26 protein-coding genes and 1 pseudogene are annotated in these 24,661 nt (G+C 67.7%); 1 reads left to right on the forward strand and 26 read right to left on the reverse strand.

The genetic code is table 11. The annotated features are described in order from the left end of the window. Nucleotides 1–5: 5 nt before the first annotated feature. Both VGO20_RS26880 and VGO20_RS26885 read right to left on the reverse strand, forming a co-directional pair. A complete protein-coding gene (locus tag VGO20_RS26880) occupies nucleotides 6–1,232 on the reverse strand; it encodes an MFS transporter (protein WP_327505492.1) in 1,227 nt (408 codons plus the stop codon). A 22-nt stretch (nucleotides 1,233–1,254) separates the two neighbouring features. Continuing rightward, the gene (locus VGO20_RS26885; RefSeq protein WP_327505493.1) at nucleotides 1,255–2,271 is read right to left on the reverse strand and encodes an alpha/beta hydrolase family protein; all 1,017 of its coding nucleotides are present in this window, start codon (nucleotides 2,269–2,271) and stop codon (nucleotides 1,255–1,257) included. Nucleotides 2,272–2,449: 178 nt separating this feature from the next. Here VGO20_RS26885 and VGO20_RS26890 point away from each other — a divergent pair, with 178 nt between their 5' ends. Further along, a complete protein-coding gene (locus VGO20_RS26890; RefSeq protein ID WP_327505494.1) occupies nucleotides 2,450–3,361 on the forward strand; it encodes a LysR substrate-binding domain-containing protein in 912 nt (303 codons plus the stop codon). 10 nt (nucleotides 3,362–3,371) lie between these two features. Here the strand turns inward: VGO20_RS26890 and VGO20_RS26895 are convergent, their stop codons facing one another. The 24 genes and pseudogenes from VGO20_RS26895 to VGO20_RS27010 all read right to left on the reverse strand — a co-directional run. Beyond that, complete coding sequence (locus VGO20_RS26895) at nucleotides 3,372–3,749, reverse strand: FixH family protein (RefSeq protein WP_327505495.1); 378 nt, start codon at nucleotides 3,747–3,749, stop codon at nucleotides 3,372–3,374. A 3-nt stretch (nucleotides 3,750–3,752) separates the two neighbouring features. Further along, nucleotides 3,753–4,922, reverse strand: a complete 1,170-nt coding sequence (locus tag VGO20_RS26900) for an acyl-CoA dehydrogenase family protein (RefSeq protein ID WP_327505496.1) — start codon at nucleotides 4,920–4,922, stop codon at nucleotides 3,753–3,755. Next, on the reverse strand, nucleotides 4,919–5,863 hold the full coding sequence (locus VGO20_RS26905) for a branched-chain amino acid ABC transporter permease (protein ID WP_327505497.1): 945 nt from the start codon (nucleotides 5,861–5,863) through the stop codon (nucleotides 4,919–4,921). The genes VGO20_RS26900 and VGO20_RS26905 overlap by 4 nt, the downstream gene beginning before the upstream one ends. Beyond that, nucleotides 5,864–6,751 carry a branched-chain amino acid ABC transporter permease gene (locus VGO20_RS26910; RefSeq protein WP_327505498.1) on the reverse strand — a complete coding sequence of 296 codons (888 nt, stop codon included), beginning with the start codon at nucleotides 6,749–6,751 and terminating at the stop codon, nucleotides 5,864–5,866. It lies immediately after the preceding gene. A 1-nt stretch (nucleotide 6,752) separates the two neighbouring features. Continuing rightward, complete coding sequence (locus VGO20_RS26915) at nucleotides 6,753–7,511, reverse strand: ABC transporter ATP-binding protein (protein WP_327505499.1); 759 nt, start codon at nucleotides 7,509–7,511, stop codon at nucleotides 6,753–6,755. Then, nucleotides 7,508–8,209, reverse strand: a complete 702-nt coding sequence (locus tag VGO20_RS26920; RefSeq protein WP_327505500.1) for an ABC transporter ATP-binding protein — start codon at nucleotides 8,207–8,209, stop codon at nucleotides 7,508–7,510. The genes VGO20_RS26915 and VGO20_RS26920 overlap by 4 nt, the downstream gene beginning before the upstream one ends. Nucleotides 8,210–8,281: 72 nt before the next feature. Next, entirely contained in the window at nucleotides 8,282–9,502 is a 1,221-nt protein-coding gene (locus tag VGO20_RS26925) for an ABC transporter substrate-binding protein (protein WP_327505501.1), read from the reverse strand. A 185-nt stretch (nucleotides 9,503–9,687) separates the two neighbouring features. Further along, nucleotides 9,688–10,386, reverse strand: coding sequence for an SDR family oxidoreductase (locus VGO20_RS26930; RefSeq protein ID WP_327505502.1), 699 nt, complete (start codon nucleotides 10,384–10,386; stop codon nucleotides 9,688–9,690). A gap of 14 nt (nucleotides 10,387–10,400) precedes the next feature. Further along, nucleotides 10,401–10,703, reverse strand: a complete 303-nt coding sequence (locus VGO20_RS26935) for an acyl carrier protein (RefSeq protein ID WP_327505503.1) — start codon at nucleotides 10,701–10,703, stop codon at nucleotides 10,401–10,403. A gap of 1 nt (nucleotide 10,704) precedes the next feature. Beyond that, nucleotides 10,705–11,169, reverse strand: a complete 465-nt coding sequence (locus tag VGO20_RS26940; protein WP_327505504.1) for a 3-hydroxyacyl-ACP dehydratase FabZ family protein — start codon at nucleotides 11,167–11,169, stop codon at nucleotides 10,705–10,707. Between the two features lie 9 nt (nucleotides 11,170–11,178). Then, nucleotides 11,179–12,114 (reverse strand): diiron oxygenase, encoded by a 936-nt coding sequence (locus tag VGO20_RS26945; protein ID WP_327505505.1) that lies wholly within the window; start codon nucleotides 12,112–12,114, stop codon nucleotides 11,179–11,181. Between the two features lie 12 nt (nucleotides 12,115–12,126). Beyond that, entirely contained in the window at nucleotides 12,127–12,915 is a 789-nt protein-coding gene (locus VGO20_RS26950) for an aldolase (RefSeq protein ID WP_327505506.1), read from the reverse strand. Between the two features lie 26 nt (nucleotides 12,916–12,941). Next, nucleotides 12,942–13,661, reverse strand: a complete 720-nt coding sequence (locus tag VGO20_RS26955) for an iron-containing redox enzyme family protein (RefSeq protein ID WP_327505507.1) — start codon at nucleotides 13,659–13,661, stop codon at nucleotides 12,942–12,944. A gap of 3 nt (nucleotides 13,662–13,664) precedes the next feature. Then, nucleotides 13,665–14,657 (reverse strand): alpha/beta fold hydrolase, encoded by a 993-nt coding sequence (locus VGO20_RS26960; protein WP_327505508.1) that lies wholly within the window; start codon nucleotides 14,655–14,657, stop codon nucleotides 13,665–13,667. Beyond that, nucleotides 14,654–15,532, reverse strand: a complete 879-nt coding sequence (locus VGO20_RS26965) for a beta-ketoacyl synthase N-terminal-like domain-containing protein (protein ID WP_327505509.1) — start codon at nucleotides 15,530–15,532, stop codon at nucleotides 14,654–14,656. The genes VGO20_RS26960 and VGO20_RS26965 overlap by 4 nt, the downstream gene beginning before the upstream one ends. A gap of 2 nt (nucleotides 15,533–15,534) precedes the next feature. Beyond that, nucleotides 15,535–16,740, reverse strand: a complete 1,206-nt coding sequence (locus VGO20_RS26970) for a beta-ketoacyl synthase N-terminal-like domain-containing protein (RefSeq protein WP_327505510.1) — start codon at nucleotides 16,738–16,740, stop codon at nucleotides 15,535–15,537. Nucleotides 16,741–16,742: 2 nt separating this feature from the next. Beyond that, nucleotides 16,743–18,389 (reverse strand): MFS transporter, encoded by a 1,647-nt coding sequence (locus tag VGO20_RS26975; protein WP_327505511.1) that lies wholly within the window; start codon nucleotides 18,387–18,389, stop codon nucleotides 16,743–16,745. Nucleotides 18,390–18,492: 103 nt separating this feature from the next. Next, nucleotides 18,493–18,816 (reverse strand): ferredoxin FdxA, encoded by a 324-nt coding sequence (gene fdxA, locus VGO20_RS26980; RefSeq protein WP_327505512.1) that lies wholly within the window; start codon nucleotides 18,814–18,816, stop codon nucleotides 18,493–18,495. A 3-nt stretch (nucleotides 18,817–18,819) separates the two neighbouring features. Further along, a complete protein-coding gene (locus VGO20_RS26985; protein ID WP_327505513.1) occupies nucleotides 18,820–19,911 on the reverse strand; it encodes a C45 family peptidase in 1,092 nt (363 codons plus the stop codon). Next, complete coding sequence (locus tag VGO20_RS26990; protein ID WP_327505514.1) at nucleotides 19,904–20,494, reverse strand: GNAT family N-acetyltransferase; 591 nt, start codon at nucleotides 20,492–20,494, stop codon at nucleotides 19,904–19,906. Before VGO20_RS26990 ends, VGO20_RS26985 begins: the two co-directional genes overlap by 8 nt. 11 nt (nucleotides 20,495–20,505) lie before the next feature. Continuing rightward, entirely contained in the window at nucleotides 20,506–20,760 is a 255-nt protein-coding gene (locus VGO20_RS26995; RefSeq protein WP_327505515.1) for a hypothetical protein, read from the reverse strand. After that, nucleotides 20,757–22,310, reverse strand: coding sequence for an AMP-binding protein (locus VGO20_RS27000; protein WP_327505516.1), 1,554 nt, complete (start codon nucleotides 22,308–22,310; stop codon nucleotides 20,757–20,759). Before VGO20_RS27000 ends, VGO20_RS26995 begins: the two co-directional genes overlap by 4 nt. A gap of 36 nt (nucleotides 22,311–22,346) precedes the next feature. Continuing rightward, nucleotides 22,347–24,221, reverse strand: a complete 1,875-nt coding sequence (locus VGO20_RS27005; RefSeq protein WP_327505517.1) for a hypothetical protein — start codon at nucleotides 24,219–24,221, stop codon at nucleotides 22,347–22,349. Between the two features lie 333 nt (nucleotides 24,222–24,554). After that, a pseudogene (locus VGO20_RS27010) lies at nucleotides 24,555–24,661 on the reverse strand (IS5-like element ISRso1 family transposase); the annotation flags it as partial.

Genomic DNA, 24,661 nt, shown 5'->3' on the forward strand with positions numbered 1-24,661 from the left:
CCCCCTTACGCCGGCTGCGCCACCGGCCTGGTGCTGGTCACATTTGCATCGTTGATCGGCAGGTGCATGACCGCCGCGAACACGCCGAGCGCGATCGCGCCGAACCAGACAAGGTCATAGGACTGGGTCGCATCGAAGACATACCCGCCCAGCCAGACGCCGAAGAACGAGCCCACCTGGTGACCGAAGAAGACGAAACCGAACAGGGTCGTAATGTAGCGTACACCGAAGATCTGCGAGATGAGGCCGGTCGTCAGGGGCACGACACCCAGCCAGAGCAGCCCCATGACGAAGGAGAAGATATAGGTGCTGGCCGCCGTCAGCGGAAACGCGATGAAGAGGGCCATCGCCACCGCGCGCGTGGCATAGACCGCCGAAAGGACGTATTTACGGCGCAGGAACCCGCCGAGATAGCCGCCGAGATAGGTCCCGACGATGTTGGAGAGCGTGATGAGCGCCAGCGCGATGCTCGCCTCTCTCGGTCCCAGGCCGCCATCGATCAGGTAGGCGGGCATGTGGCTGGCGATGAAGGCGAGCTGGAAGCCGCAGGCGACGAAACCGAGGTTGAGCAGCAGGAACCCCCTGTGGCCGCCGGCTTCGCGAATGGCCTGCATCATGGACTGGTTCCGGGTGCCTTCCTGACGTTCCCCTTCCGGATCGTCACGCATCCAGACCACCAGCGGCGTCAGGACGACCATCACCACGGCCAGCACCACCAGCGTCGACACCCAGCCCATGCCATCGAGCAGGCCCTGGGCCAGGGGCACCATGGCGAACTGGCCGAGCCCGCCGATCGCGCCGGCCACGCCCAACGCCCAGCTCCGGTGCTCAGGCGGGAAGATCCGGCTCAGCGTCCCGTATACGGCGCCGAACGCGGTCCCCGACAGGGCGATGCCGATCAGGACGCCGTTGCCCATCAGGAACAGACCCGTCGTCTCGGAGTTGGCCATGACGAACAGCCCGAGCGCGTAGAGCAGCATCCCGGAAATCAGTACCTTCAGCGAGCCGAACCGGTCGGCGATCATGCCCGTGAAGGGTTGCGCCAAACCCCAGATCAGGTTCTGCATCGCGAGCGTGAACGCGAAGGACTCGCGCGACCAGCCCTGGTCGAACGTGATGGGGGGCAGGAAGAGACCCTGCACGTGCCGCACCCCCAGGCTGGAGCCCATGATGACGCCGGCTGCCAGTACGATCAGCCAGCGCCGCGCCCAGATGCGTTCCGTTCTCGTCATATATCGTTTCCTCGTCGTTACTTCACCGGCCCTGCAGAGCAAGGGACCGGTCGAGCGGGTGCCGGAAGCTCGAAGACGGGCCGGCCGCGACAATGGTCCCGGGCGCCCCGTCGGGAACTTTCCCGGTCCTCAGCCACGCCAGCGGGATCGGCCACAAGGCCTTCTCGAAGCGGCTATGGAAGAAGGCGAAATGGCCGATCTCCGGCTCGCCGATCGACTCGGGCGAAATCCGCAGATGCGTCGTCGGGCTGTTGCGGAAATATGCCAGCAGCCGCTCGACCGCGGCCACGGTGCCGAAGTCGTCGTCGCTTACGCCGACCGCAAGCGTCGGGGCGGTGACGGCGGCGAATTGCCTGACGAGGTCCTGCCGGTCCGCCGGCCCGAGCGCAAGGGCGCCGCGACGGCAGATGTCCTCGATGCGTGCCCAACTGAAGCCCCAGTCGCGCACCACTCCCTTCGGCGTGTCCTCGAGCCAGCCGAGCCGCTTGCCAGGGAAGTAGCCGAGCACCGCCGTCAGCGCCGGCATCGCGACATGCCACTTGGCCAGCATCCTCAGGCGTCTGCGGTAGTCCCGCCAATGGGCGAACTGGGCACCCATGGTGAAGATGCGGCGGATGAGGTGGTTGGACGGGGCGAGACCGATCACGAAGCCCCCGACGCTGTGGGCGACGACATAGATCGGCTGGCCGGGAAACGACCGGTCCGCGAAACGCAGGACCGCATCGAAGTCCAGGTATCCCCAGTCGAGCCAGGAGCCCTGGAAGCCGCGCAGCGACGCGGGGCGCGACTCGCCGATGCCACGGTAATCGTACACGATGGCGTCGAAGCCGTTCGCGAACAGGAACGCCGCAAACCGCATATAGTACCGGCACCGCACGGAGGTGGCGGCGCTGACGATTACGACAGGCCGCTCCCCGGCAGGGCCGGGACAGCGCCAGAAGAAGCCCCTGATCGCGTAGCCGTCCGCTGCCCGCGCGGTGAAGGCCTCGGGCTCGACGGCGCCGCGCTCTGTCGCAGTTTCCTTTCGCGCCTCGGACATGTCCCGACACTCCCGCTTTCCGGACCGATTACAGCCCGCGTCCGGGGCAGCTTCAATCGACAATTGCGCCCCGGTCGCATGTCGAGACGGAATGTCATCCGCCGCCTCCGGTCCTCGCGGTTGACACCGGCCGGCACAGGAGCCACGTTTTCCTGGATCGAACGCATGAGGATCATGAATGCGTGGACCGATCACCCGCTTGGCCTCGCTCGACCTTGCCCGCTGCTTCGTCGCGGTCGGCCGGCGCATGAGCATCACGCTGGCCGCCCGGGACCTGTGCCTGACCCAGTCGGCGGTCAGCCGACAGGTCCACGCGCTGGAAGAGGCGCTGGGCGTCCGGCTGCTGAACCGAGGCTACCGGTCCATCTCCTTCACTCCGGAAGGGGAGAGGCTGTTTCGCGTCGCCGATGCCGCCGTGCAGCAGATCCAGGATGCCTTCGCGGCTCTGGCCAACCGGCCGGAGCGGCTGCCGGTGACCGTCACGGCAAGCATCGGGGTGACGGCGCTTTGGCTGCTGCCCCGGCTGGGCGACTTCCAGCGACGCCATCCGACCATCGGCATCCGGCTGGCCGCAAACAACAAGCTGCTCGACCTTCAGGCGGAAGGAGCCGACCTGGCGATCCGCTACTGCACCGCGCGCAACGCCCCACCCGGATCGGAGCGCCTGTTCGGCGAAGCGGTCGTGCCGGTGGCCCATCCGTCGCTGGGGGCGCTGGACCTCGGCTCGCCGGCGGCCATCGAAGGCCAGGTCCTGCTCGAGTTCGACGATCCGGGCCGTCCGTGGCTGCAATGGGCCGACTGGCTGAAGGCGGCGGGGCCGGTCAAGCCCAAGGCCATCCTGAGCTTCAACCAGTACGACCAGGTGATCCACGCAGCCCTCGCCGGACAGGGCATAGCACTCGGCCGCCTTCCGCTGGTGGAGCCGATGCTGGCTGACGGCCGGCTCGTCGTGTTGCCCGGCGAGCGGCAGGACGAGCCCGACGGCTACGCCTACTGGCTGGTCCGGGCCGACCCGATCCCGCGCCCCGACGTCGGCGCCGTCATCGAATGGATCACCGGCGAGGCGAGGCGCGCCGGGACGGCACCGTGACGCCCGCGGCCTACTCGAAGAAATCGATCCTGCGGCCGATCTCCGCCTGGACGGGCTCGACGATGCGCAGCATCACCGCCCAGGTGCCATGCATGTCGAGCTCGAGGCGGGCACGATAGGAGCCCGGCGGTCCGGCGGGGACGGCGTCCACCGGCCGGATGTTGTGGGCCATCGGCATCAACGGCATGTCGGCCCGCACCGTGAACCGGGCATCGGGCACGGGCGCGCCCGTGCCCGGCTCCACCAGCGCGATCACGCAGTCGTAGACCGGGCCGCCGCCGGCCGGCGTACAGTCGATCCGCGCATCCAGGGGCTCCGCCGCGGCGGCCCCGGCGGCAGCCGTGGCGGCAGCCGCGGCGAGGAGCGCGGTGATCAGCATCCGTCCCATGCGTCAGCCCACGCTCCGGCCGATCGAGCCGGCGATGATGATCTTCTGGATTTCGGAGGTCCCCTCATAGATCCGCAACGAGCGGATCTGCCGGTACAACGTCTCCGGGACCGAGCCCGCGACCAGCCCGGCGGCGCCGAAAAGCTGGACCGTGTCGTCGATGACCTTCGCGGCGCCGTCGGTCGCATGCAGCTTGGCCATGCTGGCATGCGCGGCGACGTTCCGGCGGCCGGTGTCGAACTCCCAGGCGGCGCGTGCGACGAGCAGGGATGAGGCGTCCAGGAACACCGCCATGTCGGCGAGCTTGTCCTTCGTCATCTGCGCCTGGATCAGCTTAGAGCCGGCGACGGTACGGTTGCGCGCCCATTCCGTCGCCGCATGGAAGGCCTTCCGGGCGAAACCGATCGCGGCCGAGCCGACGGTGACGCGGTAGAGGTTGAGGATTTCCATCGCGTACTTGAATCCCATGCCCGGCTCGCCGATCACCGCGTCGGCCGGCAGGGCGCAGTTCTCGAAGGACAGGCTGGCGAAGGCGCGAGGCGCGAGCAGCTCGATGCCGGTCGCCGTGAGGCCCGGGGTCTCCTTCGGCACGAGCAGGAAACTCAGCCCCAGGCCTCCGGGCCCCTCGCCCGTCCGGACCAGGGCCGCGTGCAGGTCGGCGATGTTGCCGTTGGAAACCCAGGTCTTGACGCCGTCGATCGCGAAACCGTCCGGCCCCCGTTTCGCCTCCAGCGCCATCGCCGCGAGGTCGGACCCGCCCTGCGGCTCCGACAGGGCGAGCGAACCGATGATCCGCCCCTCGGCGAAGCCGGGCAGAAACGCCGCCTTCTGGTGCCGCGACCCGAACCAGGCGATCGGAGCCGCCGCCAGCCCCTGGATCGCAAAAGCGAAATCGGCGAGGTCGTCCATATAGGCGAGCGCCTCACGGATCAGGCACAGCGAGCGGATGTCCGGACGTTCCCGGCCGTCCGGCGGGGTGACGGCATGGGCGAGCCAACCCTCCCTGCCCAGCAGTTCGGTGTAGTGGCGGCTGCGCTCCGGCGCGCTGGTTCCGGCGAGGTCGCGCACGAGGTGCGCGTGATCGGCCACCCACGCTTCCAGCGTGGCCGCGAGTGCACGATGGCCCTCGTCGAAGAGCGGCAGGTCCAGGATCGACGGATCGAATATCTTCATGATGCGCCCTTTGCCTCCCCGGCCGGCTGGTCCGGCGTATGCCTGCCGGCGCGCCCGGCCCATGCGCGCAGACGGTTCACCAGCCGCTCGTCGAGGATGCCGCGCGGCCGGAAAATCAGGAAAACGGCGACGATGCCGCCGAAGGCCACCATCCGGTAGCCATGGAATATCCGGCTGGCTTCCACCAGAAGGATGTCGATGCCGACGCCGAGAAGCGGGCCGACCGGCGCGCCGAGCCCGCCGATCAGCGCATAGGCGAGACCATGGACGCCAAGCATCATTCCGAAGTTGCTCGGCTCGACATAGGTGTTGTAGTGGGCGAACAACCCACCGCCGAGAGCCGCGATGGCGCCGGCCGCCGCCGCCGCCGCGATCCTGGCCTTGCGCACGTCGACACCGAGCGTGCGGGCGAGGACCGGGTCCTCTCCGGCCATCCGGAGGGTGAGGCCGAAGCGCCGCCGCTCGGACAGCCAGAGCGCAAGCAGCACGAGTCCCAGCACGCCGTAGATCAACAGCACGAAATCCACCGGACCGTAGCCGCGCTCGTACAGGTACCGGATACCGCGAAAGCCTTCGATGCCGTTCGGCCCGGTCATCCGCCCCTCGGAAGAGACGACCCTGAGACTGAACAACTCCAGCGAAATGCGGACGGCTTCCGCCGCGGCGAGGCTCGCGACCGAGAAATGGAAACCGCGCAGCCGAAGCGTCGCCGCTCCCAAGGCCCCGGCGGCGAGGCCGCCGACGACCGCCGCCAGGGCCAGCGCGACGCCCAGCGGTACCGCACCCAGCACGGTCGCCATCCCGGCGGCGTAGGCGCCGATCCCGAAGAAGGCCTGCTGGCCGAACGACATCGCGCCGCCGATCAGCAGCACGTAGGACGACAGGGCGAGAAATGACAGCAGGCCCATGTTGGCGAGGATGCCGAGCCAGTAGTCGTCCATTCACGTCTCCTCCGCCGCCCGCGACGCGCCCGCGGCGGACCAGAGCGCCGACAGGCCCGACGGGCACAGCGCCAGGACCGCGAAGAGCAGGAGATAGCTGCACAGGTCGCGAACCTGCGGCCCGAACGAACGCTGCGCGACGGTCTCAACGACGCCCAGCAGCAGCCCGCCCGCGACCGCTCCCGGCAGGGAACCCAGTCCTCCGAGGATCGCCGCGATGATGCCCTTCAGCGTGGCCCACATCGCGAACATCGGCGTCACCTGCCCGTCGATGCCCACGATGATCCACCCGGCGACGGCGCCGAGCGCCGAGGCCAGCACAAAGATCAGCGCCGAGATGCGCGGGACGTCGATCCCCGCGCAAGCGGCCGCCTGCCGGCTCTCGATCAGCGCGCGCACCGCGAGGCCGAACCCGGTCCGGTAGAGCAATGCCCAGAACCCGGCGCAAACCGACAGCGCGCAGCCGAGGGCCAGGAGATGCGCGAGACGGAATCCCGCCACGTCCAGTCCCGATGCCTGGCCGAACGGGGATGGGAACGGAAGGGCATGCCCGGGCAGCAACAGCGTCGCCACCTCCTCGAGCTGCATCCACACCGCGAAGCTGGCGGCCATGGACGTGACGGCGGCGCGCCGGGAATGGGGCGCGAAGCACAACTTTTCCACGTATATGCCAATCACGACCGTAACTATCAGCACGATCAGCAGCATCAGGACCGGACCGCCCCCCGTCCTCTCCTGCACCCAGAGCGCACCGTAGATGCCGAGCATCACCGTCGCCCCATAGGCGAGATTGACCCGACGCAACACCCCGAAGACCAGCGTGAAGCCGACCGCCAGCAGGGCGTAGGAAGAGCCGAGGGCCAAGCCCGCCGGAAGGGTCATGAGCATGTCAGCCGACCTCCTCGCGCGATGCCGTCGCCGCGTTCCCGGCCAGGCGGCCGAACCATGCGCGCTCGACCAGCTCCTCCTCGGGCAGGCGGCCGGGTTCGCCGCTGAACGTTATCTTCCCCTGTTCCATCAAGTGGACCCGGCGGGCGATCCCGGTCGCCATCGGGACGTTCTGGTCGACCAGCAGGATGCTCGTGCCCTCGGCGTTGATCTCCGTGACGAGGCGGAAGATGTCCTCGACGACCAGGGGAGCCAAACCCAGCGACGGCTCGTCGAGCAGCAGCAGCTTCGGGCGCGACATCAGCGCACGCGCGATCGCGAGCATCTGCTGCTCGCCGCCGGACAGCGTTCCCGCCATCTGGCCCCGACGCTCCCGCAGGCGGGGAAACCGGCCATAGATGCGTTCCAGATCCGCCTCGATCCGCCTTCCACCGGCCTGCCGGAGCGCACCGACCCGCAGGTTGTCGCCGACCGACAATGTCCGGAACACCATCCTGTCCTGTGGAACCAGCACGATGCCCCGAGCGACGGCGACATGGGGCGGTTGCCCGGCGACCTCTCTGCCGTCGAACCTCATGGCACCCCTCCGGGGCCGGATCAGGCCTGCCAGCGTCATCATCAACGTCGTCTTCCCGGCGCCGTTCGGTCCGAGCAGGCAGGCGATGCTCCCTCTCTCGACCGAGAGCGAGACCCCCCGCAGCACGTCCGCCCCGCCATATCCGCCGGCCAGCCCCGTGATTTCCAGGATGGGTCCGCTCATCGCGCCCCGCCGCCGAGATAGGCCCTGCGGACCGCGGCGTCGTTCCGGATCTCCGACGGCACGCCTTCGGCGATCTTCCTGCCGAAATCGAGCACGGCGATCCGATCGGCCACGGCCATGACCAGTTCCAGGACGTGCTCGACCAGCAGGATGGCCGTGCCCGCCCGGCGCAAGCCGGTGATCCAGTCGCGCAGCCGCCGGATCTCGAGAGCGTCCATGCCGGCGGCGGGTTCGTCGAGCAGAATCAGGCGCGGCCGGCTCACCGTCGCGCGGGCCAGCTCGAGCCGGCGCCGCTCGGGGCCGGACAGTTCGGCCGCCAAGTCGTCCTCGCGATGATGGAGGTCGAACGCCCTCAGCGCCCGGGCGACATCGCCCGGCGCCCCGGGACATCCTGCCAGCGCCGCCCGCAAGTTGTCCCGGACGGTCAACTGGCTGAACAGCCGACTGTGCTGGAACGTCCGCGCCACGCCGTCGCGGGCCCGTTCGTGCACAGGGGCCCCGCTGACGTCGCGGCCGCCGAGGACGATCCTGCCGGCGCTCGACCTCCGCTGCCCGGCAATCAGGTCCAGGGTCGTGCTCTTGCCGGACCCATTGGGTCCGATCAGCCCGAGTACCTGGCCGTGCTCGACCTTCAGATCCAGCTCCTCGACCGCCCGGACGCCGCCGAAATGTTTTGAAACGCCGATCAGTTCGATCATCCCGTTCGTCGCGCTCGACCACCGGAGGAAGGGACGGGCCATACCCGCCCCTTCCGCTAGAGCGGCTCGCGTTCAGTTCTGCTGCGGGGTGTGGACGACTTCCCAGGCGCCGCCCCTGGCTTCGACGAAGACATAGGGCTTGATCGACTCGCCATCGGGCCGGCGTCCCACGGTGCCGAGCAAACCCTTGGCTTCCTTCATCCCGGCCAAGCCGGCCCGGATCTTGGCCCGGTCGGCCGCGACGGTATCCGGCCTGGCGAGGACGCCCTGCGCTTCCATCGCCTCCTTGATCATGAACATGTTCTCCCAGGCGGCCATGCTGTGCAGGTCGGCATAGCCCTTGTAGCGGGCGGTCGCCTCGGCGGCGGCCTTCGCCTGGTCGTTGATCGGAGCAAAGCTGGTCGGGATCAGCAGGCCTTCCGCCTCGGCCCCGCATGTATCCACCGTCTCGGGGCTGGAGGCGCTGGTCAGGCCCACGAGTACGTCGGGCTTCACCCCCTGGCGGCTCATCTCCTTCAACACGCCGCAGGTCGTGAAGGGATGCGCCGAGATCATGACGATGTCGGCGCCGGCATCCTTGATCTCCTGGACCTGGGTCGTGAAGTTGGTGTCGTCGAGCAGCCACTTGGCCTCGCCCTTCACGTCGAAGCCGGCGAGCTTCGCACGCTCCTTCATTATGTCGTACCAAGTCTGGCGGGAATGGACGAAGTTGTCCTCGACGCCGCCATAGACCGTTTTCGCCTCGGGATGCGCGGTTTTCAGCCAAGCGAACAAGGCGTCGTACATCTTGATCTCTTCGGGGATGTTCCGGAAACTCCAGTCCGAGATCCCGGCGAGCCCGATCTTCATCGCGACGTCGGTAAAGATCGGCACCTGCAGCCCCGAATCGGCGGTATCGCCGGCCTTCTTCTGCAGAACGCCGAACACCGGCTCGACCACCGAAGAGCAGGTGGACCCGATGGAAGCCAGCCATTCCCCTGCAGCGATGCGGCGGGTGACCGCGATCCCTTCCTGCGGGTCGCAGCGGTCGTCGAAATACTCCACGACGATCCGCGCCTTCGTGCCGTCGCCAAGCGTAACGCCCCCTGACTCGTTGATCTCCTCGGCAGCGGCCCGCATCGCGGCTTCGCTGTTCACGCCGAAGGGGCGCAGCACACCCGACTTCGCGCCGACGCCCGCGATCTTCACCACCTTCTCTTGGGCGTTCGCTTCACTCGTGCCCGGGAGGAGCGGAAAGGCGAAAGCGAATGCCAAGGAAAAGGGCAGTGCCCTCTGGATCAGGGTATGTCTCATGCTGCGTCCTCACCTGTTCTGGAAACAAAATTCAAGCGCCATCCAACACAAGCTAAAATCTTCCTATTCCGTGAACTTCATTCACGGACCCACAGAACTCGGATTCATTAGAAAGCAATTCACTATATATATGAGACTACCGCAACTACCATTATCTGTAGGTTCCGGCTTCGACGCTCGACGTCCTAGATGTTGACTTCCGCAAATCCGACACCGATCGGAACGACCATCCCCGATATCGGCAGATCGACTTGCCGCAGGAACGCCGTCAAGGTCCTCGCCACGGCCACCGCCTCCACAGGCTTGAACTTCATGGCGAAGGCCTTGAGGCCATTGCGCGCATGCTGCCATTCCTCCGGGCTCGCCTGCTCGGCGAGTGTCTGAATGTTGGCGCAGTTGGCGCGGACACCGAACCTGAAGACTTCCTTGGCGAGGCTCTTCACCGCGGCATGGCGGGCGCGCGCCCGGATCGGCAGGGACGGCTGCCCGGTGTAGTAGCAGGTGCTGTCTTCACGGGTGAGGACCCAGAGCTGCGCGCCGTTCCTGCGGGCCAGCAGCCTGGCTGCCGCCTGCAAGTCGTCCAGGAACCCCACCAGGTCGTCCTCCAGGAACGCGGCCATGGCCTCCAGCCCGTCCTCGTCGGTGAAATCCGCCGCATCCCATGGCTGGCCGAACAGCACGTGGCCGATCGGCGCCACCGTCTCGTTCCAGCCGGCCAGCGCCTCGGAAATCCGGCCGGCCGTCACCGGGACGATGGGCGCGGGATAGGGTTCGCGGGCGGGAGTCCTCGCATGGGCGAGCACCCCGAACCCGCAGGCCGCCAGTTCCGCGCAGAGCGCCCGGCCCAGCACGCAATCCGCGTCGGTGACCAGCACCGTCCCCATGGGGGGCACGCGTCTCAGGCTCTCTGCGCCGTATCGAGGCGGGCGACGACGAAGTCGGCCAGCGTGCCGACGTTGCGGCAGGTGGCCTCGATGAAGCGCCCGTCGAGATCCGGCAGGTCCAACCCGAACTTCTTCTCGATCCCGACAAGCAGATCCATCGCGTCGACCGAATCGATGGACAGTCCTTCACCCAGCAAGGGCGTGTCGTCCTGGATGCCGTCCAGCGTCAGCCCATCGCTTGCCAGGTCCAGGTTCTCGAGAAGCAGATCCTTCTTGATGAAGAGGATGATCGAGTCTCGCGTCCACTCACTGCTCATTTCAATCTCCTTGAAAATTCCAATCACCAGGATGGATATTGACCGAAGCCCGCATGCAGCGCCGCCCGCCCAAGAGAATCGACGCCTTGAAGCCGACGATGCGTTCGGCCCGCACGTCGTCGAGCCTGACCTCGGCGACGACCGTCTGCCCCGGCCTCACGGAGCGGTTGAAGCGTGCTTCATCGACGCCGACCAGATACCCGCTCACTCGCCGCCCCGCGCGATGGCTCAGCAGGACGTTCGCCGTCTGCGCGACGAACTCCAGCAGGATGACCCCCGGCACGATCGGGTCGTCCGGGAAATGCCCCATGAAATAAGCCTCGTCGGCGGCGAAGGCGTGCATGCCCCACGCCGTCCGCCCGTCCTCGCCGACCTCCGCGCTGTCGACGAACAGGAACGGAGCCCGATGACGCAGGAGCGCCTGCACGTCGCGGACGGGAACGCGCCTCTCCACTGCGCCGTCCATGCTGCCTCCTCAGTGGTCGAAGCGAAATCCCAGCTCCTGCGTGACGCCCAGCTCTTCGAACAGGCTCGCCAGCACCGTGTAATCGCGCGCGAGGCGCTTTCCCTTCGCCTGCTCACGCAAAGTCGCCAGGATCCGCTTGCGGCCGGGAACGCCGATATAGTCCAGGATCGATTCCCACGACGTGAGATCCGGAGCCGTGAAGTCCTCGAGGGCATCGCGGACATGGGCGCGGAAGCTGCGCTGCCCCTCCTCGCCCAGCGCCCGGTAGACGGAGGCCGTGATCTCCCGGAACGCGATGCCGTGGACGGACTCGTCCTTGCGATGCATGTCCGTGTTGATCCGGTTGAGCGGCTGGATCGTCATGTCGTTCGCGACCTGGTTGAGATAGGCGTTGATCGACATCTCGGCGACGGCCGCATAGGCCAGCCGCGCGATCGCGCGCTCCCGCTCGTCGTCCAGACGCGCCAGGGTCCGCTTGAGCCGGGTGCCGAGCAGCGGTTCCGCCGCGACGTAGTCGTCGAGCCGGTAGCGCTGGCGCGCGTTGTTGCAGATGTCCAGGCACATCAGTATGTGGAACTGCTCGTCCACCTGGACCTGGGCCAGCACCTGCTTGACCCGCGGGTCGCCCGCTCCCGGCAGACGGTCCTTCAGCAGCAGGCTGCACAGGGGCTGGACGATCTCGTCCTCGAGATAGATCGCCTTCTCGTTGTAGCCGACCCAGGCGGTGGCCAGGAGCCGCATCTTCGTGGCGTCGTCGAGCGGTGCGAACTCCTCGTGCCCCCAGAACGGCACCATCGAGATCGGAAAGTCGGGAAGCGTCGGATCCGTGTACTGGGTGAGGTCGAGGCGCTCCTTGCGCACGGCGACGCGGGTATCCCAGCTCTTCCCGATCCTCTCGATGACGCCGCGCGTGAGCTCCGTATCGTTCCTGGCGGTGGTGTACATCACGGGTCTCCTTCAGGCGGAAAGGACCGGGCTGCGCTCCGGGGCCAGCACGCGGCGCGCGAAATAGGCAAAGGTCGCCTGCGAGCGCCGCTCCTGGAGGATCCAGTCATGCGCTTCGCGCGCGAGCTCCGGGTCGAGCTCCGCCACCTCGCCGACGGACTCGGCGAGCAGCTGCAGGCGGGCCGCCCGTTCACATTGCGCGGCGACGACGCAGGCCTCCTCCACCGAGTTGCCCGCCACCACGATGCCGTGGTGGGCCAGCAGCGCGGCCCGCTTGCCTCCCAGCACCCGGGAGATGATCTCGCCTTCGGAGTTCCCGACCGGGACGCCCGGCCATTCCGGCAGGAACGCGACGTCGTCGTACAGCATGCAGGCATCCATCTGTGCGACCCGCAGCGGGCGACCGGTCATCGACAGAGCGCAGACATGCGGCGGATGGGTGTGGACGATGCACCGCGTATCGGGCCTGGCGCGGTAGATCCAGCCGTGGAAGCGGTTGGCCGGGTTCGCCATCCCGTCGCCCTCGATCACGTTCAGATCCTCGTCGACGACCAGCAGGTTCGCCTCCGTGACCTCGTCGAAGCCGAGGCCGAGACGCTGCGTGTAGAACGTGCCGGGCGCTTCAGCCCGGGCGGTGATCTGCCCGGCAAGACCGGAATCGTGCCCCTGCGCGAACAGGATACGGCACGTCAGGGCCACCTTCTGCCTCGTCGTCCACTGCGGCACGTCGAGATGTCTGTGCATCTGCTCGCGTGCCCGCGCGACCAGTTCTTCCTTGCCCATGGAGAGGGTGTCAGTCATGCGCCGTCCTCACGATCCCATCCCGTTCAGGCGCTGAGCAGCGTCGCCGGCGCGTCCGCATGCCGGAGCGCCGCGAAGCCCACGCTCGCCTCGATCGACGTGAAGAAGGCGAGACGGGCATCGACCAGCGCCTCGCCGGCGTTCACCATCAGCGCGACCTGCCCCGGATCGTCCTTCACCAGCTCCATCATGATCTCCCACATGATGTCGGCGTGCCCGTCGTCGCATTCGACGTGCTGCTGGAAGAAGGCGACGGCGCCGGAGGACACGCCGCACCCCTGGAACCCGGCGATGACGTCGGTGTAGACCGCCGGCACCAGCATCTCCGCGCCCAGGCACAGCGCGCCGAGGCCGCGAGCCGGCTTGGGATCCCGGCAGTGGTCGAACATGGTGTCGATCAGCCGGCGCGTGCCCAGCAGCGGCTTGGCTCCCTCGCGCGACAAGCCGAAATGGGCCAGCATCTCCCGGTACATCGTGCTGTGCTGCGTCGGGCTGTCCTCTGCCAGTCCCAGTTCCTCGACCAGGTTGCTGGCGACCTTCAGCACGTAATCATTGCGGGGCAAATTGCCCATCATCGCGCACAGGTAGCGCGTGAAGTAGCTGCTGTACATTCCCTGCTGGACGAGGAAGACCTTCAACTCGTCCAGGGTCACCGTCTGCTGGCGGCAGCGCCCCAGGAAAGGATGCTGGCGCACCCTGTCGATGAGTCGCTGCTTCGTATCGACGAGCATCGGCTGCAGCTCCATCGGTCACTCCTCCTCGATTGTTCGGGTGCCACCGTGCTCGCCGGTCCCCACGAACGAGCGAACGCGTTCGTGAAGCTCACGAGAGGTGTAGACTGCGAAATGTCCGCAGCCGGGGACGATTTCGAATGTCCCGTCCGCTACGCCGGCGGCGACCGCCGAGGACGTGTCCTCGTGGATCATGTCGTCGTCCGCCCCATGCAGGACGAGCGTCGGCACCGTCACGCGGGCGAGTAGGCTCGGCCACTCGAAACGCAGGCAAGCCGCCTGCATGAGCGCGTACCGATGGGTCGACTCGTTGTTGCGGAACGGCAGGTTGTTCAGGTGGTGCAGTTCCGACTCGAGCGTGCCGTCGTGCGGTCTCCAGTTCTGCCGGATCATCGCGCGGACCAGCGCGGCGAAACGCGGTCCCGACTGGTCGATCTTCTCCCAGATCGGCAGCATGGTGCGCTGGTAGTCGGTGCGCGCCGCGACGGTCGGGATTTCCATCGACGGGCTGATGATGCACAGGCGCTCGGCGGCCAAGACCCGGCCGACGAGCGCGTGCACGGCGATGTTGGCGCCCGAGCAGTAGGCGACGACGGCACGGAGATCCCCGGCTTTGCGGGCGAGGATGGAGGCGGCGTCCGCGCAGTGCCGCTCGACCGACAGGTCTCCGCCGGCGGACGCCGCGAAATCCGGCAGGCCGCGCGTTTCCCAGGCCAGTACGTGATGCTCGCGCGCCAGCACCCGGGCGAGCCTGGCGAGGAACAGGCATGAAACGCCGAGCGCGTTCACCAGCAACACGGTCGGCCGCCCCGGGTCCCCCGCCTCCAGGACCGTGAGAGGCACGCCGTCGTCGGCGACGATCGTGTCTTCGCGAAAGACGCCGACTTCCCGGAACATGGCGAACTCACGTTCCGGTGGTTCCAGATAAGGAAGACGAAGCGAACTCGACGCTCCATCGCGTTGCAGCGTCGCCTCCCCATGACTTTGTTCGTCCATGGACCGCGCCCTCATACCGCCTTCTCCACCAGCAGGCAGGCCGCCGACGCCCCGAACCCCCGGACGACCAGGGCGTGGAGGCCCGGTTCCCCATTCCCGACGATGGCGTCGACGAGACGGATCGGCGCCGTCGCCGCCAGATGGTCCACGGCCCCGCCACCCTCCGGGCGGACGAGATGGACCGCCGGATGCCGGTCCGGCGGTCCGGCCGAGGCGGCCGCGATCAGCCGCGCGACGACGTCCCGGTCGGTCTCTCCCGTCCCTATGGCGCCCTGGGACCAGCCGACGACGGTGGCCCCCGCGGGCTCTCCCGCGTCGCCGGGCCGGAGCCACACCAGGCCGGCACCGGCATGGATCGTGCCCGTGCCGTCGTACTCGGCCGCCCCGGCCAGCCGGGCGGCAAAATGTGGGCTCGGCAGGTCGAAGCCGCCGGCCAGCATCGCCGTGGCCCGGCCGGCAAGGATCTGGCGGCATGCCATGACGATGGCCTCGATCCCGGCCTGATAGCCGAGCATGGTCAGATTGGGGCCGGCCAGTTCGTGGACCGATGCGACGATCGCGGCCGTGGCGTTCGGCAGGCCCGTGGCGTACCAGGAGGGGGTCACCTCGCGAAAGCCGCCGCCGCTCATCGTCCGCAGACATCGTTCGGCGACGTCCATCGACCCGTGGAAGGTACCCAGGCTGACCCCCACCCGCGCGTTCGCGCCCGGCGTCGCGGCGACGTCCTCCGGCAGGCAGCGCCGCACCGCCGCGAGCACGAAGCGCGCCTGGTCGGGCAGGGTGCCTACCTTCTTGGAACGCCGCTCCGGGGTCAGCAGCGCGTCGGTGACGGCGCCGTCCTCATCCGGGCGGCTCGTGACGGTACGGGCGATCGCGATACGGCCGGGCATGGTCATGCCCCTCCCGCCCGATGGCCGGCGACGCCGTCGAGATCCGCGACGGTCATCACGCAGTTGTTGCCGCCGAAGCCGAACGCATTGACCATCAGGGTCCTCTTGTCGAGAGCCCGGCCCGAGCCGGTGACGATGTCGATGCCGCCGAGCGCCGGGTCGAGTTCGTCCAGCCCGGCCGTCGGCGGCAGCCACGAGTTCTCCAGCGCCAGCACGGCCGCAAGCAGCGACATCGCTCCGGCACCCGCCTGGGGATGGCCCATCACGGACTTGACGGCCGTGATCGGTGGCAGGCCGCCGGTTCCGAACACGGTCCGCAAGGCCGCCACCTCGGTGGCGTCGTTTGCCTGGGTACCGGTCGCGTGGGCGAAGATGCCGCCGATGGCGCCGGGCGCCGTGCCACCCGTCTCGAGCGCCGCCGCGACGGCGCGCGCGACGCCGGCCGGGTTGGGGGCGGTGACGTGGTCGGCATCGCAACTCATGCCGTAGCCGGTGACGATCGCCCTGATCCTGGCGCCGCGCCGGAGCGCCGCCTCGAGCGGTTCGAGGCAGAAGCACGCGACGCCTTCCGACAACACGACGCCACGCCGCCCCTGCGCGAAGGGCCTGCATCGGTCGCCGGCAGCCAGCCGCAGCGCGTTGAAACCGCAGATCGTGTATTCCAGCAGGACGTCCAGACCGCCGGCGACCATGGCGTCGGCCTCGCCGGCGGCAAGCGCATCGATCGCCAGCGCCGGGGCGACCAGCCCGGACGAGCAGGCGGTCGAGATCACGCCGGTCGGACCGGTCCAGCGGCGCGCACCCGTGGGCACGATGACCGAACCGTCCAGGTCCGAAGGCGTCGGGACGGGGCGAAGTCCGAGGACATCGTCCTCGGCGGCCTCGACCCCGGCGGTGGTCGACGACAGGATGCAGCCGACGCGCAGGCCCGCACGATCCGGAAGACCGGCCTGCGCGAGCGCCTGGCCGACGGCAAAATCAGCCAGGCTGGCGGCCCGGTTCCCGGGATGCGCCGCAGAGGCGCTCGTGGTCTTCCACAGGTCCTCCGGGATCGGGACCACATTGTCGATGGGATAGCCGGACAGGACCCGCTTGGGCCAACTCCCCCGACGGTCCTCCCCTCCGGTCAGGCCGCGCCACAGCGCCTCTTCCCCGGCTCCCGCCGGCGACAGGACCCCGATCCCGGTTATGGCGGCCAGGCTGCGCATGATCAGCCCACCCGCAAGGAGGCGAGGACGTTCGCCGACAGCGACCGGCACGTGACGTCCGTCATCGTCGTCGGATCGAACTCGATGCCGTACTCGGCCTCGAGCGCGGCGACCAGATCGATCAGGTCGATGGAATTCATGCCGTATTCCGACAGCAACTGCCCGTCGTCGATCTCGACGGCCGGAACGGCGATGAGCCTGGAGACCGCATCCTTGATGCGACGGTGAATCTTGGCTGCCTCGGACTGCATGGTTCTCTCGGCCATCGGAAGGTTCCGGGGAATGGGGAGCGTCGCCAGACGCAGGGAGCAGGCCAGCGCGACCATGGCCCCCGCGGCGATCGAGAAGGTCACGAGCGCGATCGCCCGCGAGGACGGCTCGACGGCCCCTGGCTGCGATACCGACAGGTACAGCGCGCCGAGCGCCGCGATGCCGACCACGATCGACAGCTGCACGCTGGTGGTGACCAGGCCGCTCAGTGCCGGGACGTTCGCGCCGGACGTGCGGATCGTCATCTGGTTGACCGTGGTGCCGAAGGTCAGTCCATGGCTGCTGCCCGCGAGGAACAGCAACGGGATCATGACCGGCGCGACCCATCCGGACCCCAGGGCCGTGACTGCGAACAGCAAGTTCGCCGCCACCATGACGCCCAGGCCCGCGGGAGGCGTCCAGCGCAGGAACCGGGGCGGCAGCTTCGACCATTTGACGTTGGAGATCCCGAAGCCCAGCGCGTAAGCGGCGAACACCGAGCCGGATACCAGCGGCGAATAGCCGAGGCCGGTCTGGAGATACAACGCGGTCGCGAACAGCCAGCCGCCATAGCCGACAAAGCCGATCACGACGACGGCCAGGCCTGGCCGTATGCCGGGCGCCAGGACCGCCTCGACGTTCAACAGCGCGCCGCTGTCCGGGCCGCGGCGGGACAGCGCCGTCTCGTAGCGCCAGAACGCCGCGAGCCCTGCCAGGCCGAGCACCAGGCTGAACCAGGTCCAGTCCGTCCAGCCGACTTCCTGGCCGAAGGTCAGCGGGATGACGACCAGCAGCATCGAGACGGTCAGGACGGCGACCCCGACGACGTCGAGACTGCGCCGGACCCCGCCGCGGATGTCCGGCAGGACGGAGCGCGCCTGCAGCGCGAGCGCGATCCCGATCGGGACGTTGATGAGGAAAGCCGGCCGCCAGCTCAGCCCCCAGAGGTCCAGGGTGACCGCGAGGCCGCCCAGGACCTGCCCGGCGGTCGAGCCCAATCCCAGGATCATGGAGTAGTATCCGATGGCGCGCGCGCGCGCGTCTCCTTCGAAGGTCTTCTGGATCAGGGACAGGACCTGCGGCACCAGCAGCGCCGCTCCCAGGCCTTGGGCCAAGCGGCCGGCGATCAGCAGCGTCGTGCTCGGAGCAAGGCCGCACAGCAGCGACGACCCCGTGAACAGCCAGACACCGACGACGAACATGCGCTTGTAGCCATGGTCGTCGCCCAGGCGGGCGCCGGTGATCAGGAAGACCGCGTAGGCCAGGACGTAACCGGCGACGACGAGCTGCAGCAGCGCGCCGGATATGCCGAGTTCCTGACGCAGGACCGGAGCCGCGACGTTGGCGATGGAGGTATCCATCGCCGCCATCGCCTGCCCGGTCAGCAGGAGCGGCAGCATCCATCGCGCACCGTGGCCATGACCTGGCGCCGATGCCACTTGGATGCGCTGACGGTCGGCGCCGACGATCGCCATGGATCCGCTCACCGCCCGCAAGCCGCGATCATCGGATCAGCTCGACGAGCTTGCCGGGCGTGTCGGCCCAGCGCTTCGCGTCGGGCATGGCCTCCTTGCGTTCGTGGATGCCCGGCCAGACCTGCGAAAGCTCCCGGTTCAGCTCGAGGAAGATCCCCTGCCCCTCGGTGAGCCTGTCGTCGGGCCGGATGGCGTCCACCGGACATTCCGGCTCGCAGACGCCGCAGTCGATGCAGACGTCGGGATCGATCACCAGGAAATTCGGCCCCTCATGGAAGCAGTCCACCGGGCACACCTCGACACAGTCGGTGTGCTTGCAGTTGATGCAGGTCTCCGTAACGACGTAAGGCATACTTCACTCCTGAAGCAGGTCTTCGGTTGATGCGGTGCGGGAGGCCGGCTGCCAGGCGAGATCTCCCTGCCGGACGTGCACCGTGCCCAGGTCGGGCCGCATCACGACGCAGGCGGCCGTGCATTCGCGCTTGACGTCGCCGTTCGGCGGGACATGCACCGGCGCCGCCGCCAGGACGTCGAGATAGGCCTCCGGATCGGCTTCGACCGGCAGCGCCACGAGTGCCGCCGCGCACGCCGCCTGGCGGCGCATGGAAGAGGTCCGGGCAAACGGGTTCAGCTCGTCCCGATCGACGAAATCCGGATGGAGGAAATGATTGGCGTGGACCAGTTCATCGCCCTCGAAGACGACCATCTCGTCCAGCACGTACTCGACCGTGACCAGCCTGGTGCCGTCGGCGATCGTCAACGCACGCGAACTCGCGAGGGGCAGCGCCGCCAGACGCCGGATGCAGTCGTCGACGGACGTCGCCTCGTCGAGCAGATGGCGGATCGCCATGTAGCCGGGAATGCCCGGCCGCCAAGCCCCGGCCAGCACAAGGTTCAATCCGATCGCGAGGCCGCGGTCGTTCATGCCGAGATAGCCGAGCAGCCCCGTGAAGCTGACCAGCGCCAGCCTGCGGCCGGTATCCGTCGGCTCCAGCTCCATCACCGTCAGCTCGGACGCCATGTCGCCATTCAGGTCGACGGTCTGGCCGAGGACGGTGGCGCCGCCGGCCATGCGCCCGAAGGTCGTGCAATCACCGGCTGGCCGGACGGAACGGTACCCCACCAACTCGCGGCGGAGCTGCAGCAGATAGGCTTCTTCCATGGAGATGCCGGCGCCTGCCGCGAGGCCGCGCAGCTCCTCCGACAGCGCGGGCAGCCGGTCCTCGATCACCGCCGCATGCTCGGCGATGGCGGCGGAAAAGTCGGGCAGGTCCACCGGCCTGCCCAGGATCGCGCCGATCCGCGTCAGCCGGTCGTCGAGAAACCGGCGGATCTCGGCCCGATGCGCTTCGCCCTGCCGGTGGCCGATGTCGTACCGGGTGCCCGACGCCTGGATGCGGCGGTGCCGCCCGAGACTGCAATGGAGGTGCAGCGGCTTGCTATCCATGGAAGCGCTCGGCGCGGATGGCCGGCCACTCGGCCTTCACGATGCTGTACCAGACCGCGTCCCGCCGCCGGCCTCCGGGCATGTAGTTGTAGCTGCGGAACACCCCCTCCTCCGTGGCGCCGATCGACGCCAGCCCACGGCGGGCGGGAACATTCAGCACATCGGTCTTGAACTCGACCCGCTCGCATTCCAGCGTGCCGAAGGCGTAGTCGAGCAGCAGGCCCTTGGCCGCCCGGTTGAGCCCGGTGCCCCGGAAGCGCGCGCCGAGCCAGGACCAGCCGATCTCCAGCCGGCGTTCGGCCGGCGACAGATTGCCGAATGCCGAGCTGCCGGCGATCTCGCCGCTTCGGCGGTCGAGGATGGCGAAGACGATGCGCGCTCCGCTGATGGTGTCGTGGATCGCCTGCTCGACGAAAGCGTCGAGGCTCCCCTCGTCGGTCACCGTCGCAACGAAGTATTTCCAGATCTCGGGGTCGTAGGCGATGCGGGCAAAGCCGGCCTTGTCGTCCAGGGTCACCCGCCGGATCTGCACGAGGTCGTTCTCGAGCCTGATGTTCCGCAATGTACGCGTCGTCCAGTCCAAGTCGCTCTCCCTCATGCCGGCGTTTTGGCGGTCAGCAGGTCCACGATGTCCGAAGGCGTGCGCAGGCGGGCGATGTCGTCTTCGCTCAACTCCGTCAGCGGCACGCCCGCGTCGGAACAGACGGAACTCATCAGCATGATGAGGTCGAGGGAACCCAGCCCGTAGCCGTCGCCGAGCTCGTCGTCGAGGTTCAGGCTTCTGCCTTCGTCCTGGTCATTGACGGCTTTGGACAGTCGCTGACGTACGATCTTCTCTATCTCTTTCACGCCGGCACTCCATAAAGCTGTGCGATTTCCCGGCCGAACGCCTTGAATATCTCCTTGCGCTTCGGCTTGAACTGGGACGTGAGCAGCCCGCCCTCGATGCTGAAGGGCTCGGGTGCGATGAAGATCTTCACGATCCGCTCGTCGCGCGGCAGCGTCGCGTTGACGGCGTCGACATGGGCGGCGATCGCGTCCCTCTGCGCCGGGCCGACGGGGGCCTCCGCCGGAGAGACGACCGCGACCAGATATGGCTCGCCAGAGCCGAACAGGACGCATTCCTCGACGGCCGCGTGCCGGCGGACCCGCTCCTCGATCTTCCTGACGTAGACGTTCTTGCCGTTGCCGAGCACGACCAGGTCGTCGGCGCGACCCAGGATGTAGAGGTAGCCGTCCTCGTCGAAGCGGGCGAGATCGCCGGTCCGCACCTCGCCGCCGGTCAGGAAGATCCGCTCATTGTCTCCCGGGGCACAGTATTCGTAAGCGACGTTGACGGGATGATCGCTGCCGATGATCAGGACACCGTCCCCGTCGATCCGGGCCTTCTTGCCCGGCAGCAGCCGGCCGACGCTGCCGATCCTGTTGTGGCCGGGATGGTTCTTCGTGACGATGCAGGTCTCGTTCATGCCGTAGCCTTCGAAGATCGGGATCCCGCACCCGTCGAAGAAGTCGAGCATGTCGCGGCTGGCCGGGGCCGAGCCGGTCCAGAGATAGCGGATCCTCGCGCCCAGCAGCGCCTCGATGCGTTCGCGCCGCCGCACCGCGTCACCGGGCACGAGGTCCCCGCTCCTCTCCAGATGCTTCTTGATGCTTTCGAAGAAGCCGGGAACCCCCATGACCACCGTCGGCTGAACCTTCGCCGCCACGTCGAGGGCGAACTCGTACGGGACGACGGTGACGTCGTGGCGATGGGCGAGTGCGGAATAGATCCAGTAGCGCTGCTGCAGGAGGGACAAAGGCAGGAAGACCAGGACGTCGTCGCCGGGCCCGTGGCCGAACAGCGCCTGGACCGCCGCGAGCGAGGCGTCGATGCTGCCGACGGTGGCGGCCAACCCCTTCGGCTCACCGGTGCTGCCCGACGTGAACTTGATCGTCGTGCAGTCCTTCGGACCATAGCGTACCGGCTCGTCGATCGCCCCTCCGAACGCCCCGGGGCCGAACTCTCCGGGGCCGCGCGCCAGCACTTCATCGACGAGCGGCCGGAGGTCCGTAACGGAGGGGTGATGGAAGCCGACGTCCGAGAACATCCCCTTCAGCCGGTATTTCTCCACCAGCCCGCCCGGTTCCTTGAACTTGCCGAACTCGAACCCGGCGGTCACCAGCCCGGCCTTGATCGCCGCGAGATCGAGCAGCACCCATTCGATCCCGTTGCGGGCGAGGACGCCGACCCGGTCGCCCCGCTCGAACCCGGCCCGCCTCAAATCATGGGCGAGCCTTGCCGCCAGGGCGTCGAGTTGCGCCAGCGTCAGGCTTTCCAGCCGGCCTTTGCGAAGATACGCGATCCGATGGTCGCCGCTCTTTCCGCCCGTGGCGGCCACCGCGTTGACGACGCTCATGAAGATACCCCGCTGGTTGACATGCCGCCGGGGCGATCAGTCGTGGGCGTCGGCAGCCAGATGCACCGCCGGAAAACCGCCCAGGACCGGCGTCAAAGCTGCGGCGGGGATATCGAAATAGGCACCGGGCTGGAAGCCCGCGACCGCCAGCGGTACGCGTCCCGGCCTCATCGCGTTCTGGGCCAGCGCCGCATAGACCGCCTCGAGCCACAGGGTCCGACGGCGCGCCCGCAGCACGTCCTCCACCGTGAACTCCTCGCCCTCCATGCGAACGACCCGGATATCGTAGAAGCCACGGTACCGTTCATTCCCGATGAAGAGCGCCGGCCGCGACATGTCCGGGCCCGGGCAGCGGATCGAGTATTTCACCCGGGCGCGATTGTGGGCTGCCCGATGCATGTCCGAATGTACGGCGATGTCCGGAATCAAAGGCGGGTAGTACCAGTGCCGCGACTTTCGGACGAGCGGACGCTCGAGGTTGCCCGGAATGAAGTGCCAGCGGTTGAACATCATCCGCTTCTGGACCGAAGTCGCAATGACGCCGGCCTCGTCCGCGCCCAGCCGCGATACCATGTCGTTGGAGACGAAGCAGGTGAAGAAGTGGTTCGGCGTCAGCGCATGGATCTCGTCCACCAGCGCGGCCTCTTCGTACGACACCAATCTGTTGAGGTCCCGCAGCGAACTCGACATGCCATAGTCCGCGTTCGTCGCCCGCACCGCCGAGGCGACGACCTTCTCCATCAGGTACTCGACCCAGTTCGTGACCGCGTCGCTGCCCCTGTCGCAGCGCACGCCGGCGACATCGCGGGCGACGCAGGCATGGGCGAGCGCCGCCATGCCGACATGTTCGGAGCGTACGAACTCCGAATGGTCGGAGACGAGTTCGTCGTAATCGGCGCCGAACTCGTCCAGCCAGGCATCCTCCCTCTCCGTCGATGCGGTCGACGGCAGAATCCGCTCGGTCTTCAGGAAGCTCAGGCCGTAGATCCACCGATAGCGCAGCCAGGGCTTGCCAACGGCGCACAAGGCCTGCTGCATGATGACCCGTGAGCGGTCGAACAGGTCGAGGCCCGGCGGCATCGCCACCTCGCATCCCGCGGCGACGTACGCGTCGGAGATCTCGCCGAGCCGGTCGACCAGAGCACGCGCCGTCAGCGCCGCTCCGTTGAACTCCTCGAACCGCACGGCGCGCCCGGACTGGAACAGCGCATGCAGACCGGCGACGACCAGAACCTCCTCGTCCGTCCATTCGTCGTACGGCTTTTCGCGCAACGCCGGCAGGTAGCCCTGGCCCGCCTTGCCGTCGATCAGGTTGACGTAGCGGTCGATCAAGGCCAGGAAGCGGTCTGCGACATAGAAGCCGACCGATTCGACGTGCTCGACATGGTCGATCACCTCCTCGAGCACCGTCGCCAGGCTGCCGTCACGGTAGACCCGGTCCATCGCGGCCCGAACCTCGGCGAAGGCGTCGGCTTCGTCCCGCCGCAGGACCTCATGCGCGGCATCGATCTCCGCCAGGACGGCATCGGTGACCGGGAGGTAGCCGACCTCGACGTTCCTGTCGCCCTCGGCGTAGACGATCCGCGGCAGGGATGCGGGCCGGATGTGCAGGCGCCCGAGCGTATTGACGTACAGGGCGAGAGTGGTGGCGGCCCGATCAGGATCGATCGAACTCCGCGCCTCGACTTCCGCATGCGCCGACAGCACGGCCAGGGCAGCCCTGTCATAAAGGCCCAACCCCTTGACGGCTTGGTCGAGGGGCTGGATGCCGCCATGGGTCAGCGCCCTTACGGCAGCCTCGTAGCCTCGGCCGCGCCCGAACCCGTCGCCCTGGACGTATTGCGTCAGGTCGAAGCCGTACAGGCTGGTGAGCTTGTTCTGATGAGTCGGAAAGTGAAGTCTTGGATCCATCGTTCCCGCCGTTTCAAGCAATTTGATCGAAAGATCGGTTGAACTAATCGCTTCTCTGACGCATCAGTAATGGCCTGCCATCGAATGACAAAGCCTTGCTCACCGACTCGACAAAAGTTGAACCGCCAAGCCGCATGAACTGCCACGTCACACACACAAGTATTAGCCCGCCTCGGGACTAACTCTCTCGTCGGTATGCTGCTGAAAACGACAGGGCACAGCAACTACCAGACTTGGTAGGTTGCATTTCCTCGCGTGCAAGATTTCAAAAACTATCCGAAGGAGTGCCGGTATCGTGGCTTAGTGCCTGTTTGGAAATGAAGATCATCTCCTTCAGGTTGTGATTCGCCTGAGCAACAAGCTGCTCATGGCGACGTAGATCATGCCTTCGGAGACATCGAGGCGGGCCTCGTAGTCGCGCACGAGACGGCGCCAGCGGA

The sequence above is a fragment of the Arenibaculum sp. genome (assembly GCF_035998295.1).
In the GTDB taxonomy this organism is placed as follows: Bacteria; Pseudomonadota; Alphaproteobacteria; order Azospirillales; family Azospirillaceae; genus DASYHS01.